Source organism: Streptomyces sp. NPDC044064, from assembly GCF_056434245.1.
The window spans coordinates 137,166-149,565 of record NZ_JBWKFN010000021.1 but is presented as its reverse complement, the minus strand read 5'-3'; the positions used below and the strand labels follow the sequence as shown (position 1 = coordinate 149,565).

At 69.2% G+C, this 12,400-nt stretch carries 13 protein-coding genes; 6 read left to right on the top strand and 7 right to left on the bottom strand.

Annotated features, from left to right (window positions below; translation table 11 throughout):
- Positions 1-117: 117 nt before the first annotated feature.
- The 4 genes from pstS to pstB all read left to right on the top strand — a co-directional run bounded on the left by pstS (position 118) and on the right by pstB (position 4,282).
- The gene (pstS, locus tag AC07DS_RS30590; RefSeq protein WP_479150463.1) at positions 118-1,248 is read left to right on the top strand and encodes a phosphate ABC transporter substrate-binding protein PstS; all 1,131 of its coding nucleotides are present in this window, start codon (positions 118-120) and stop codon (positions 1,246-1,248) included.
- Between the two features lie 143 nt (positions 1,249-1,391).
- Positions 1,392-2,399 (top strand): phosphate ABC transporter permease subunit PstC, encoded by a 1,008-nt coding sequence (pstC, locus tag AC07DS_RS30585; protein WP_479150523.1) that lies wholly within the window; start codon positions 1,392-1,394, stop codon positions 2,397-2,399.
- Positions 2,396-3,457 (top strand): phosphate ABC transporter permease PstA, encoded by a 1,062-nt coding sequence (pstA, locus tag AC07DS_RS30580; RefSeq protein WP_479150462.1) that lies wholly within the window; start codon positions 2,396-2,398, stop codon positions 3,455-3,457. Before pstC ends, pstA begins: the two co-directional genes overlap by 4 nt.
- A 48-nt stretch (positions 3,458-3,505) precedes the next feature.
- The gene (pstB, locus tag AC07DS_RS30575) at positions 3,506-4,282 is read left to right on the top strand and encodes a phosphate ABC transporter ATP-binding protein PstB (protein ID WP_145875801.1); all 777 of its coding nucleotides are present in this window, start codon (positions 3,506-3,508) and stop codon (positions 4,280-4,282) included.
- A gap of 455 nt (positions 4,283-4,737) precedes the next feature.
- Here the strand turns inward: pstB and AC07DS_RS30570 are convergent, their stop codons facing one another.
- Positions 4,738-5,736 (bottom strand): inorganic phosphate transporter, encoded by a 999-nt coding sequence (locus AC07DS_RS30570; RefSeq protein ID WP_336114162.1) that lies wholly within the window; start codon positions 5,734-5,736, stop codon positions 4,738-4,740.
- 7 nt (positions 5,737-5,743) lie between these two features.
- The gene (locus AC07DS_RS30565; protein ID WP_094216994.1) at positions 5,744-6,364 is read right to left on the bottom strand and encodes a DUF47 domain-containing protein; all 621 of its coding nucleotides are present in this window, start codon (positions 6,362-6,364) and stop codon (positions 5,744-5,746) included.
- A 206-nt stretch (positions 6,365-6,570) separates the two neighbouring features.
- Here AC07DS_RS30565 and AC07DS_RS30560 point away from each other — a divergent pair, with 206 nt between their 5' ends.
- Positions 6,571-6,876 (top strand): metal-sensitive transcriptional regulator, encoded by a 306-nt coding sequence (locus tag AC07DS_RS30560; protein WP_020940900.1) that lies wholly within the window; start codon positions 6,571-6,573, stop codon positions 6,874-6,876.
- A gap of 40 nt (positions 6,877-6,916) precedes the next feature.
- Here AC07DS_RS30560 and AC07DS_RS30555 read toward each other — a convergent pair whose 3' ends face one another.
- Entirely contained in the window at positions 6,917-7,090 is a 174-nt protein-coding gene (locus AC07DS_RS30555) for a hypothetical protein (protein ID WP_186581325.1), read from the bottom strand.
- Between the two features lie 95 nt (positions 7,091-7,185).
- On the bottom strand, positions 7,186-8,055 hold the full coding sequence (locus tag AC07DS_RS30550) for an SCO4651 family lipoprotein (RefSeq protein ID WP_479150456.1): 870 nt from the start codon (positions 8,053-8,055) through the stop codon (positions 7,186-7,188).
- Between the two features lie 144 nt (positions 8,056-8,199).
- Between AC07DS_RS30550 and AC07DS_RS30545 the strand changes: the two genes are divergently transcribed.
- On the top strand, positions 8,200-8,373 hold the full coding sequence (locus AC07DS_RS30545) for a hypothetical protein (protein ID WP_479150454.1): 174 nt from the start codon (positions 8,200-8,202) through the stop codon (positions 8,371-8,373).
- A 12-nt stretch (positions 8,374-8,385) separates the two neighbouring features.
- On the opposite strand, the gene AC07DS_RS30540 is transcribed toward AC07DS_RS30545, so the two are convergent.
- Genes AC07DS_RS30540 through AC07DS_RS30530 form a run of 3 tightly spaced genes read right to left on the bottom strand, consistent with a single transcriptional unit; the run spans position 8,386 to position 12,233 of the window.
- Positions 8,386-8,799 carry an NUDIX hydrolase gene (locus tag AC07DS_RS30540; protein WP_479150452.1) on the bottom strand — a complete coding sequence of 138 codons (414 nt, stop codon included), beginning with the start codon at positions 8,797-8,799 and terminating at the stop codon, positions 8,386-8,388.
- A gap of 19 nt (positions 8,800-8,818) precedes the next feature.
- A complete protein-coding gene (locus tag AC07DS_RS30535; RefSeq protein ID WP_479150450.1) occupies positions 8,819-9,898 on the bottom strand; it encodes a CHAD domain-containing protein in 1,080 nt (359 codons plus the stop codon).
- On the bottom strand, positions 9,879-12,233 hold the full coding sequence (locus AC07DS_RS30530; protein WP_479150448.1) for an RNA degradosome polyphosphate kinase: 2,355 nt from the start codon (positions 12,231-12,233) through the stop codon (positions 9,879-9,881). Before AC07DS_RS30530 ends, AC07DS_RS30535 begins: the two co-directional genes overlap by 20 nt.
- Between the last annotated feature and the right edge of the window lie 167 nt (positions 12,234-12,400).

The following is a 12,400-nucleotide window of genomic DNA, read 5'->3' as shown; positions in this document are numbered from 1 at the left end:
TGATCTGCCTAATTTCGGCCTTACCCGGTGCGGGGGCGGTTCAGGAATGCGCTCACGCACAAAGTGCTTCGCACGCCGCCGACTGCCTGCGGCGGCTCCTGGAAGGAACTTCCGAAAGTGATGCTTCAGCGCAAGAACCGGCTGCGCGCCCTGTCTCTCGGTGCTCTCGCCGTCTCCGGCGCCCTGGCCCTCACGGCGTGCGGCTCCGACGACAACGGCAACAACACGGGCTCCGGCAAGCCGGCCTCCTCGGCCAGCGCGGGCGCCATCAAGTGCGACAACGCCAAGGGCCAGCTGCTCGCCGACGGCTCCTCCGCGCAGAAGAACGCGATCGACGCCTGGGTCAAGAACTTCTCGCAGGCCTGTGGCGTGCAGATCAACTACAAGGGTGGCGGCTCCGGTGCCGGTGTCACCGCGTTCACCCAGGGCCAGGTGGCCTTCGCCGGTTCCGACTCGGCGCTGAAGCCCGAAGAGGTTGCGGCCTCCAAGAAGATCTGCAACGGCGGCCAGGGCATCGACCTCCCGATGGTCGGCGGCCCGATCGCGCTCGGCTACAACGTCCCGGGTGTCGACAACCTGGTCCTGGACGCCCCGACGCTCGCCAAGATCTTCGACAGCAAGATCACCAACTGGAACGACAAGGCGATCGCCAAGCTCAACCCGGGCGTCAAGCTGCCCAACCTGAAGATCCAGGCGTTCCACCGCTCGGACGAGTCCGGCACCACGGACAACTTCACCAAGTACCTGATCGCCACCACCCCGGGCAACTGGAAGTACTCCGGCGGCAAGGCCTGGCAGGCGAAGGGCGGCCAGTCCGCTCCGCAGTCCGCGGGTGTGGCCCAGCAGGTCAAGCAGACCTCCGGCGCCATCGGCTACTTCGAGCTGTCCTACGTCAAGGACGGCATCAAGGCCGTCTCCATCAACACGGGTGCCAGCAAGCCGGTCGCCCCCAGCACCGAGAGCGCCACCGCCGACATCGCCGCCGCGAAGGTCGTCGGCACCGGCAAGGACCTCACGCTCCAGCTGGACTACAAGACCAAGGCCGACGGCGCCTACCCGATCACCCTGGTCACCTACGAGATCGCCTGCGACAAGGGCAACAAGGCGGACACCCTGCCCGCCACCAAGGCGTTCCTGCGCTACATCGCCAGCGAGGACGGCCAGAAGATCCTCTCCACGATCGACTACGCCCCCGTCCCCGACGAGATCATCGCCAAGGTCCGCACCACCATCGAGGGCCTGAGCTGACCTGATCCGAGGAGTGCGGCCCGGTTCTCACCGATCCGGGCCGCACCGTCCGGTGCACCGCCGCCCGGAGTCGCACCCCCGCACCGTTGGGGAGCGTCTCCATGGAGCCGCCCATCGCGCGGCTCCGCAGACCGGAGAACCCGATGGACATATCGACGCAGACAACAGACGCATCTCCTCCCACCCCCCAGCCGAAAGCGGCCCAGCACAAGAGCGGGTCCCGCTCCGCGAGCCGCGCCGGTGACCGCATCTTCCTCGGTCTGTCGCGCGGCTCGGGCATCCTGCTGCTCGCGGTCATGGCCGCGATCGCGATCTTCCTCGCCTATCGCGCCTCGCTCGCGATCAGCAAGGACCACGGCAACTTCCTGACCACCTTCGAGTGGAACACCAACATCCTCCCGCCGACTTTCGGCATCGCGGTGCTGGCCTTCGGCACGATCGTCTCCTCGATCATCGCCATGGCCCTCGCGGTCCCGGTCGCGGTCTCCATCGCGCTGTTCATCACGCACTACGCACCGCGCCGGATGGCCGGCCCCGTCGCGTACGTGATCGACCTGCTCGCCGCCGTGCCCTCCATCGTGTACGGCCTGTGGGGCGCGCTGATCCTCGTGCCGCACATGAACGGCCTCTACGGCTGGCTCAACGACTTCTTCGGCTGGACCGGCCTCTTCTCCTGGGACCAGGGCGCCCCGCGCTCGATGCTCACGGTCGGCATCCTGCTCGCGATCATGATCCTGCCGATCATCACCAACGTGAGCCGTGAGGTCTTCCGCCAGGTCCCGCGGATGCACGAGGAGGCGGCCCTGGCCCTCGGCGCCACGCGCTGGGAGGTCGTACGCATGGCCGTGCTGCCCTTCGGCCGCTCCGGCGTGATCTCCGCGTCGATGCTCGGCCTCGGCCGCGCGCTCGGCGAGACGATGGCCGTGGCCACCGTGCTCTCCCCGTCCTTCGACATCCAGGCCAGCCTGCTCAACCCGGGCGGCGGCACCTTCGCCCAGAACATCGCCAGCAAGTTCAGCGAGGCGAACGAGTTCGGCCGGGACGCGCTCATCGCGTCCGGTCTCGTCCTGTTCGTCATCACACTGCTGGTCAACGGCGCGGCCCGGCTGATCATCGCCCGTCGCGCGGAGTACTCGGGGGCCAACGCATGAGCACCGCAGCCGTCACCGACAAGCGCCCCAGCACGCTGCGCGCCGCCAACCTGCCCAAGTGGTCCCCGTGGGCGATCGCCGCGGGCTCCATCGCCCTGGGTATCGGCATCTCGCTGGCCGCCGGTCTCGACAGCAAGATCCAGTGGGGTCTGATCGCCGCGGTCCTGTTCGTCCTCGGCACGTATGTGATCGCCGCGAGCGTCGAGGGCCGCCGGCAGGCCAAGGACCGCATCGCGACCAGCCTGGTCTGGGTCGCCTTCGTGATCGCCGTGGTGCCGCTGGTCTCCCTGATCTGGGTGACCGTCGCGCGCGGTGCGAAGGTCCTGAACGTCTACTTCCTGACCCACTCGATGGGCGTCGTCGCCGACACCGAGCCCGGCGGCGGCATCTACCACGCCATCATCGGCAGCCTGGAGCAGGTCGGCCTCGCCACCCTGATCGGCGCCCCGATCGGCGTGATGACCGCGATCTACCTCGTGGAGTACGGGCGGGGCAGGCTCGCCAAGTCGGTCACCTTCTTCGTCGACGTCATGACGGGCATCCCGTCGATCGTCGCGGGTCTGTTCATCCTCAGCCTGATGCTCATCTTCAAGATGCAGCCGTTCGGCTTCGCCGGTTCGCTGGCCCTGGCCATCCTGATGATGCCGGTCGTCGTCCGGTCCACCGAGGAGATGCTCAAGCTCGTTCCGAACGAGCTGCGCGAGGCGTCCCTGGCGCTCGGCGTGCCGAAGTGGCGCACCATCCTGAAGGTGGTCCTGCCGACCTCCATCGGCGGCATCACCACCGGTGTCATGCTGGCGGTGGCCCGCATCGCCGGTGAGACCGCGCCGGTGCTGCTGCTGGTGTTCGGCAACCCGTTCATCAACAACAACCCCTTCGAGGGTGCGCAGGCGTCGCTGCCGCTGTACATCTACCAGCAGTTCGCGAACAGCGCGGGTTCCGGAGCGGCGTACGACAGGGCTTGGGCGGCATCGCTCACGCTGATCGCCTTCGTGATGATCCTCAACCTGGTGGCCCGGGCGATCGCCCGCTGGAAGGCCCCGAAGACCGGTCGCTGACTGCGGCCATACAGCGACCGAGCTTGAATTTCTGGAAGTGAAGTAGACATGGCCAAGCGAATCGACGTAAGCGGACTCACCGCCTACTACGGCTCCCACAAGGCGATCGAAGACATCTCGATGACCGTCGAGCCCCGCTCGGTGACGGCGTTCATCGGCCCCTCCGGCTGTGGCAAGTCGACGTTCCTGCGCACGCTGAACCGTATGCACGAGGTCACGCCCGGTGGCCGCGTCGAGGGCAAGGTGCTGCTCGACGACGAGGACCTGTACGGCGCCGGCGTCGACCCGGTGTCGGTGCGCCGCGAGGTCGGCATGGTCTTCCAGCGCCCGAACCCGTTCCCGACGATGTCGATCTTCGAGAACGTGGCGGCGGGGCTGCGGCTGAACGGCAGCTACAAGAAGTCCCAGCTGAACGAGATCGTCGAGAAGTCCCTCAAGGGCGCGAACCTCTGGAACGAGGTGAAGGACCGCCTGAACAAGCCGGGCTCCGGTCTGTCCGGTGGTCAGCAGCAGCGGCTCTGCATCGCCCGTGCGATCGCGGTCGAGCCGAAGGTGCTGCTCATGGACGAGCCGTGCTCGGCCCTGGACCCGATCTCGACGCTCGCGATCGAGGACCTGATCGGTGAGCTGAAGGAACGGTTCACGATCGTCATCGTGACGCACAACATGCAGCAGGCCGCGCGTGTGTCCGACCGTACGGCGTTCTTCAACCTCGCCGCGGTCGGTCAGCCGGGCCGGCTGATCGAGATCGACGACACCGAGCGGATCTTCTCGAACCCCTCGGTCCAGGCTACGGAGGACTACATCTCGGGCCGCTTCGGCTGAGCCTCCCCGATCCCCTCGCGGTGCTGCATGGCGGTGCCACCGCGAGGATGCAAGAGGGCCCGCCCCTGGCTCCCGGGGGCGGGCCCACTGCTTTCGGCCTCGGTGATGGTCCGGGGGCTCCGCCCCCGACCCCGCCGGGGCTTCGCCCCTGGTCCCCGTCTTTCCCACCCACCCACCCGTCTCGGTCGGCTGACAGGCCGGGCGAGGGGGTGGGTGTTTCGGTTGGCTGGGAGGCCGGGCGGGGGGGGCTTCGGGTGGCGGAGAGGTCGGACGAGGGGCTGGGGTGGGTGTCTCGGGCGGCTGGGAGGTCGAGTGAGGGGGCGGGTGTCTCGGTCGGTCAGCGTGCCGGGTGAGGGGGATGGGTGTTTCGGGTGGCTGGGAAAGCGAACACCCACCCCCTTCGGCCGGCTTTCAGCGGACCGAGGTGGGTGGGTGTGGTGGGGCGAGTCCGTGGATTACAGGATCGTCAGGTTCAGGAGGCCGAAGCACGCGGCTGCCACCAGGGCCGCCGCCGGCATCGTGATGAACCAGCCCATGACGATGTTCTTGGCCACGCCCCAGCGGACGGCGTTCACTCGCTTCGTCGCGCCGACGCCCATGATCGCGGACGTGATCACGTGGGTGGTCGAGATCGGCGCCTTGAAGAGGAACGCGGTGGTGAACATGATCGACGCACCGGTGGTCTCCGCCGCGAAGCCCTGCGGCGGGTCGAGCTCGATGATCTTGCGGCCCAGTGTGCGCATGATCCGCCAGCCGCCGGCGTACGTACCGAGGGACAGCATGACGGCACAGACGATCTTCACCCAGACCGGGATCGGGTCGCCGTACGTCTCGTGGCCGGAAATCACCAGTGCCATCACCACGACACCCATGGTCTTCTGGGCGTCCTGGAGGCCGTGACCGAGGGCCATGCCGGCCGCCGAGACGGTCTGGGCTATGCGGAAGCCCCGCTTGGCCTTGTGCGGGTTGGACCTGCGGAACAGCCACAGGATCGCCGTCATGACCAGGTAGCCGACGAGCAGGCCGACGACCGGCGACAGGAACATCGGGATGACGACCTTGTCCAGGACGCCGTTCCAGAGCACCTCGGTGCCGCCCGCCAGCGCCGCCCCCACCAGACCGCCGAAGAGGGCGTGGGAGGAGGAGGAGGGCAGGCCGAAGTACCAGGTGACGAGGTTCCAGACGATCGCGCCGAGCAGGGCCGCGAAGAGGATTCCCATCCCGCGCGAGCCCTGGGGCGTCTCGATCAGACCCTCGCTGACCGTCTTGGCGACCCCGGAACCCAGGAAGGCACCCGCGAGGTTCATCACCGCGGCCATGGCGAGCGCCGCCCGCGGGGTCAGCGCCCGCGTCGACACCGACGTCGCGATCGCGTTCGCGGAGTCGTGGAAACCGTTCGTGTACGTGAAGAAGAGCGCGACCGCGATGGTCACGATGAGAGCGAGGGTGTCCATCGACGCCTCAGGACTCCTTGACGGCGATGGTCTCCACCGTGTTCGCCACGTGCTCGAACGCGTCCGCGGCCTCTTCCAGGACGTCCACGATCTGCTTGAGCTTGAGCACCTCGATCGCGTCGTACTTGCCGTTGAAGAGGTGGGCCAGCAGCTTGCGGTGGATCTGGTCCGCCTGGTTCTCCAGACGGTTCACCTCGATCCAGTACTCGGTGAGGTTGTCCATCGTGCGCAGGTTGGGCATCGCTTCGGCCGTCAGTTCTGCAGCGCGCGCCAGCACCTCGATCTGCTGCTCGACACCCTTCGGCAGCTCTTCGACGTTGTAGAGGACGACGAGGTCGACGGCCTCCTCCATGAAGTCCATGATGTCGTCCAGGGAACCGGCGAGGGAGTAGATGTCCTCGCGGTCGAACGGCGTGATGAACGAGGAGTTCAGCTGGTGGAAGATCGCGTGCGTGGCGTCGTCACCTGCGTGTTCCGCGGCCCGCATACGCTCTGCGATCTCGGCCCGGGCAGACGCGTCCGCCCCGAGCAGTTCCATCAGGAGTTTCGAGCCGGTGACGATGTTGTCCGCGGATGCGGCGAACATGTCGTAGAAGCTCGTCTCCCTGGGGGTCAGACGAAAGCGCACGTGTGGTCCTCGGGGTGCTTCGGTTTCGGTCAGGCTGATGCTAGGCGCAACATCCGGCCACGGCTATCGGGTCGTCCCCCAGTGTCACCCATCGGGCATGGTGATCAGCACCGGGGCGTACCAAGGGCCCTCTACCCAGCAAAATTCGTTACCATATACCCACCAGGGGTATATTTCCTCAGTTCGTCCCGAGATGGAGGCCCGCGATGACGACGACCGAGGCCGGCGCCACGCACGGTTACCACAAGCAGAAGGACGAGCACCTCAAGCGGCTGCGCCGGATCGAGGGGCAGATCCGCGGTCTGCAGCGCATGGTCGACGAGGACACCTACTGCATCGACATACTCACCCAGGTGTCCGCCTCCACCAAGGCCCTGCAGTCCTTCGCCCTGCAGCTGCTGGAGGAGCACCTGCGGCACTGTGTCGCGGACGCGGCCCTCAAGGGCGGGGACGAGATCGACGCGAAGGTGGACGAGGCCACGAAGGCGATCGGCCGGCTCCTGCGCACCTGACCGGAGCCGGCGGGGCGTGATCAGGTCCGGCAGGGCCCGATCAGACCTCGGCGGACTCCCGTTCCTCGGCCACCCGCAGCACCTCGTCGATGCTCGCCAGGCTCAGCCGGTCCTCGGCGGCCGAGGCGGCGATGATCAGCTCTCCGCACAGCTCGATCTCGGCGAGGGCCACGTGGTCCTGAACTGCCGTACCGCCGACCGGAGCCACGTGCATCACCTCTTCTCAACCGTCACCGACTTCCTAGAGTAGGGAGCGGTCTACACACCGCGCATGGCACGGACGGGCTAGTTCGTGGGTGGCGACCCGGACTAGTGCGCCGACCGGTTTTCGGCCGCGCTGTCGGCGATACGGCCCGCGTAGATGTCCTTCGGGCTCGGCAGACGCACGTCCACGGGGGTGCCGAAGTCGTACAGCAGGGTCGTCGAGGCGACCGCCACGGCGGTCTTCTCGCGGCCGTTGACGAAGCTGAAGTGCTGGCGCAGCTTGCGGATGCGGCCCGCGTCGTCCAGATAGGCGTCGAACGGAACCTCGGCCGTGGCGAACCCTTTCGCTGCCGCTGCCAGGGACGCCCGGTCGTCGGCCGAGGCATTCCTCGACGCGTGGGACAGATCGGCCGTCCCGCGGTAGTGCCGCACCTGTGTGCCGCCGACCTCGGTCCGCCCCATGTACGTCGCCGTACGCGTCCCGCGCAGCACCTCCGCGGCGGCGTACGGGTCCGTCGCGCCGCCCGTGACGAGGTTGCCGTCGGACAGGCTCGCGGTGTCCACCCGCACCCACTTGTCGGTGGGCACCCCCGCGCCCCGGTTCTTCATGAACAGGGCGCCGGGGGCGAGAAGCTCGGTGATGGGACGGTGCTCGGAGGTGCCCGCGGGGTCCTCCGGCAGGATCACGGTCAGCTGTCCGAGCCGGTGCCGGTAGTCGTAGACACCCCTGCCGCGGATGGTGACCCGGGTGCCGCCGGTCGCCATCTCCATGGATGTGGTGGCCTTGGAGCTGCCCGCGCCGCGCAGGGTGTCGGCGGCCCGCTGCAGGGTGGCCACGGGGTCGCCGCCCGCGCCGTTCACGCCCTCGGCCGCGGCCCCGCTGCTGGAGCACCCCGTGGCACCCGCGCCGAGCCCGATCATGATCCCCACCGCGACGACCGTCCTGCCCGCGCGCCTCTGCTGCCGCCGATCCATCGCCTGCCTACCCCCAGCCGGTACGTCCGTCACGGGCCCCCTGTCGTTCCGGTTAACGACGAGTAGGGAGTGCCGTCACGCGCTGCGGAAGGCTGGGAAAGGGCATACAAACGCTTTAACCGGGATGTCGGTAACGTTGTCGGCGTGGCGCAGCAGGAGGGGCCGGAGCGATTCCGGCAGGGGCAGGAGCACCTCACGACGACGACCGAGCAGGGACGCTTCTGTGTGGCCCGCTGCACCTGCGGCTGGCGCGGCCCGGCCCGCCGGGCGCGCAGCCAGGCCAGAACGGACGCGGACGGCCACTCGTCGGGCGTGTGAGGGCCCCGGCCGCTATCTGTGCTCGAACTCCCGCACGAGGGTGTCCACGAGGTCGCGGTCGCGGGGCTGGGTCAGCCGGCCCCGGGCCGCGGTGGGGGAGAGCCACAGGATGCGGTCCACCTCGTTGTTCGGGGTGAACCGCCCGGTGACCGCCTCGGCCGCCCAGTAACGCACCTGCTTGGGGCGGCCGTTGGCCAGGTAGTGCAGGGTCGGCAGTTCGTTGCCGGGCTCGGCGCTGTAACCCGTCTCCTCGGCGACCTCGCGCAGGGCACCCGCGAGCGCGTCCTCACCCCGCTTGAGCTTGCCCTTCGGGTGGGACCAGTCGTCGTACTTCGGCCGGTGGACGAGACAGACCTCCAGCACGTCGTCCACCGGTGAGCGGCGCCACAGCACGCAGCCCGCGGCCAGGACCAAGGTGTCGTTCACACCGTCTCCTCGGGAGGGTTCAGGGTGCGTTGACCGTCTGCTTCTGCCACGCCTGCTGGAAGGCGAACCGGGCCGCCTCGACCTCGTGCCGCTGGTCGGCGTGGAGCACGCCGAGCGCGTACGCCGTCGCCGGTGCGATGCGGGGCGTACGGGCGGCCTGCGCGGCCGCGGCCGCCGCCTCCGAGGCGTCCCGGTGCCGGTTCAGGGCCCGGCCCGCCGCCAGCAGACGTACGTCCACGGGGATGCTGCCTCCGCACAGCACCTCGATGGCGTAGCGGTGCAGGCGCAGCAGCAGGCGGACCTGGTGCCAGGGGCCGTCCTGGGGGTGCGGGGACGGGTCCGGGGACAGGCCGTGTACCAGGGCCTCCGCGTTGTAGGGGTGGCCCGCGGTGAGCAGGGGGAGGGCGGCGACGGCGTCCGTGAGGCGTTCCTCGGCGGCGGCCGCGAGGGGGCGCAGCCCGGTGCTGGGGGCGGCCGGGGTGAGGGGGACCTCGCTGGCGAGTACGGCGACCTTGTCGGCGACAGCGTGGAAGCGGCTCGATCCCAGGGCCTGGAGGGCCGTGGAGTGGGCGCGGGTGCGGGCCAGGGTCAGCTGGCGTTCCAGCAGGGCGCCTGCCTTTGCCGCGCCGACCGTCAGGTTGCCGCGTTCCACGGTGGGCGCCGGGCGGGCCGGACCACCGGCGCGACCGCCCGCGGCCACGTCGACGGCGCCCAGCGTCGTCACCTGTGCGGGCAGCGTCGTGGAGCCCGACAACCGATGCAGCGCCTGCAACAGCCGTTCCAGCCGGGACTCGTAGGCGTGTTCAAGGCCCAACGTGCCGGACAGCCAGGCCAGTTCGGGCCGCATCTCCTCCGACCAGTCGGCGTCGAGGAGAGGGCGGAACGTGTGCAGGCTGCCGCTGATGCGGCGGGCCGAGCGGCGCAGCGCCCGGGCCGCGTCGACGGACTCCTCCGCGCCGCCCGCCGCGCCCCCGTTCTCCCGCTGCAGGCGCAGCGCGCGGAGGAACTCCGTTGCCTGGGCGCGCAGATAGCCCGCCAGGGCGTCCCCCGTCACCTCCGTGGCTGTGGGGTCCGTCGGGTCAAGGTGTTGCTGTGCCACGCCGGCGCCTCCGGGCGTCTATGAGCATCTCCTGGACGTTGCGCAGGGGCTGTCCGTCCGCGTCGGTCGCGTGCCGGGTCCACTCGCCGTCGGGGCCGAGGTGCCAGGAGGCGGTGGTGTCGGACATGCCGGTGTCGAGCAGCCGGTTGAGGGCTGCCCGGTGGCCGGGGTCGGTGACCCGGACCAGGGCCTCTATCCGGCGGTCGAGGTTGCGGTGCATCATGTCGGCGCTGCCGATCCACACCTCGGGCTCGCCGCCGTTGCCGAAGGCGAACACCCGGGAGTGTTCGAGGAACCGGCCGAGGATCGAGCGGACCCGGACGTTCTCCGACAGACCCGCGACGCCGGGGCGGACGGCACAGATGCCGCGCACCCAGATGTCGACCGGCACGCCCGCCTGGGACGCCCGGTAGCAGGCGTCGATGAGCGCCTCGTCGACTATCGAGTTGACCTTTATACGGACGAAGGCCGGACGGCCCGCCCGGTGGTGCTGGACCTCCTTGTCGATCCGCGCGATCAAGCCGTCCCGCAGGGACTTGGGGGCGACCAGCAGCCGGCGGTACGTCTCGCGGCGGGAGTAGCCGGAGAGACGGTTGAAGAGGTCGGAGAGGTCCGCGCCGACCTGCGGGTCGGCGGTGAGCAGGCCGAGGTCCTCGTACAGGCGTGCCGTCTTCGGGTGGTAGTTGCCCGTGCCGACATGGCTGTAGCGCCGCAGTGTCTCGCCCTCCTGGCGGACCACCAGGGACAGCTTGCAGTGGGTCTTCAGGCCGACCAGGCCGTACACGACGTGGCAGCCGGCCTCCTCCAGCCGCTTCGCCCACTTGATGTTGGCGTGCTCGTCGAAGCGGGCCTTGATCTCGACCAGGACCAGGACCTGCTTGCCGGCCTCGGCGGCGTCGATGAGCGCGTTGACTATCGGGGAGTCGCCGGAGGTCCGGTACAGGGTCTGCTTGATCGCGAGGACGTCCGGGTCCTCGGCCGCCTGCTCGACGAAGGCCTGCACGGACGTCGAGAAGGAGTCGTACGGGTGGTGCAGCAGGACGTCCCGGCTGCGCAGGGCCGCGAAGATGTCGGGCGCGGACGCCGACTCGACCTCGGCGAGGTCACGGTGGGTGCCCGCGATGAACTTCGGGTACTTCAGCTCGGGACGGTCGATGCCGGCGATGCGGAAGAGACCGGTGAGGTCCAGGGGACCCGGCAGCGGGTACACCTCGGCCTCGCTGATCTTCAGCTCGCGCACCAGCAGGTCCAGCACCTCGCGGTCGATGGACTCCTCGACCTCCAGGCGCACCGGCGGCCCGAAGCGGCGCCGCATGAGCTCCTTCTCCAGGGCCTGGAGCAGGTTCTCGGCGTCGTCCTCCTCGACCTCCAGGTCCTCGTTCCTGGTCAGCCGGAAGGCGTGGTGCTCCACGACCTCCATGCCCGGGAACAGCTCCTCCAGGTGCGCGGCGATGACGTCCTCCAGCGGGACGTACCGGCCGGGCGCGGCCTCCAGGAAGCGGGACAGCAGCGGCGGCACCTTCACCCGGGCGAAGTGCTTGTGGCCGCTGACCGGGTTGCGTACGACGACGGCCAGGTTCAGGGAGAGGCCGGAGATGTACGGGAACGGGTGCGCGGGGTCCACGGCCAGCGGGGTGAGGACCGGGAAGATCTGGTGCCGGAAGAGCGTGAAGAGGCGCGCCTGCTCCTTCTCGGTCAGCTCGTTCCAGCGGACCAGGTGGATGCCCTCCTCCGCGAGCGCGGGGGCGACGTCCTCGTGGTAACAGGCGGCGTGCCGGGCCATCAGCTCGCGGGAGCGGGCCCAGATCATCTCCAGGACCTCGCGCGGCTGCAGTCCGGAGGCGGAACGGGTGGCGACGCCCGTCGCGATCCGGCGCTTCAGACCGGCCACCCGGACCATGAAGAACTCGTCCAGGTTGCTGGCGAAGATCGCGAGGAAGTTGGCGCGCTCCAGCAGGGGGGTGTTCGGGTCCTCGGCCAGCTCCAGGACGCGCTCGTTGAACGCGAGCCAGCTGCGCTCCCGGTCGAGGAAACGCCCCTGCGGCAGCGGTGCCCCCTCACCCGGTGCCTCCTCGTACGCGTCGAGGTCCGCATCGATGTCGGGCTCGAGGTCGGATACGTTCGCCGCCACGGTGTGTGGCCGGTGCGCGGCGATGGAGCCCACGGAGGGCTGGACGTGCTGGACCTCTGCCTGGGTGTCTTGCTGACTCATGAACCCATTCTTCCGCGCCAAGGGCGAGACAGGCGCGTCGGAACGTGCGGGAGGGAGCTTCACGGTCCCGTTTCCCGCGAGCCCCTCGGGGGGCGGCGAAGGCTCTGGCACGGCGGGGTTCATTGGCTGAGCGTCGCAAGACCGTCTGAATCGATGGTTACGGAGACATGACGTGCGGGATATCGGGGGGCGGCCCGAAGGGGTCCGCGGTGGGCACGTGATGATCCGGTGGGCATGAAATCGGCGTTCCCGTGCCGGCGAGAACGACGGTCCCGTACGTCACTCCCCCC

Coding starts and splice junctions, on each gene's coding strand:
- pstC (WP_479150523.1), top strand. CDS start 1,392: ATGGACATATCGACGCAGACAACAGACGCATCTCCTCCCACCCCCCAG.
- pstA (WP_479150462.1), top strand. CDS start 2,396: ATGAGCACCGCAGCCGTCACCGACAAGCGCCCCAGCACGCTGCGCGCC.
- pstB (WP_145875801.1), top strand. CDS start 3,506: ATGGCCAAGCGAATCGACGTAAGCGGACTCACCGCCTACTACGGCTCC.
- AC07DS_RS30570 (WP_336114162.1), bottom strand. CDS start 5,736: ATGGACACCCTCGCTCTCATCGTGACCATCGCGGTCGCGCTCTTCTTC.
- AC07DS_RS30560 (WP_020940900.1), top strand. CDS start 6,571: ATGACGACGACCGAGGCCGGCGCCACGCACGGTTACCACAAGCAGAAG.
- AC07DS_RS30555 (WP_186581325.1), bottom strand. CDS start 7,090: ATGCACGTGGCTCCGGTCGGCGGTACGGCAGTTCAGGACCACGTGGCC.
- AC07DS_RS30550 (WP_479150456.1), bottom strand. CDS start 8,055: ATGGATCGGCGGCAGCAGAGGCGCGCGGGCAGGACGGTCGTCGCGGTG.
- AC07DS_RS30530 (WP_479150448.1), bottom strand. CDS start 12,233: ATGAACCCCGCCGTGCCAGAGCCTTCGCCGCCCCCCGAGGGGCTCGCG.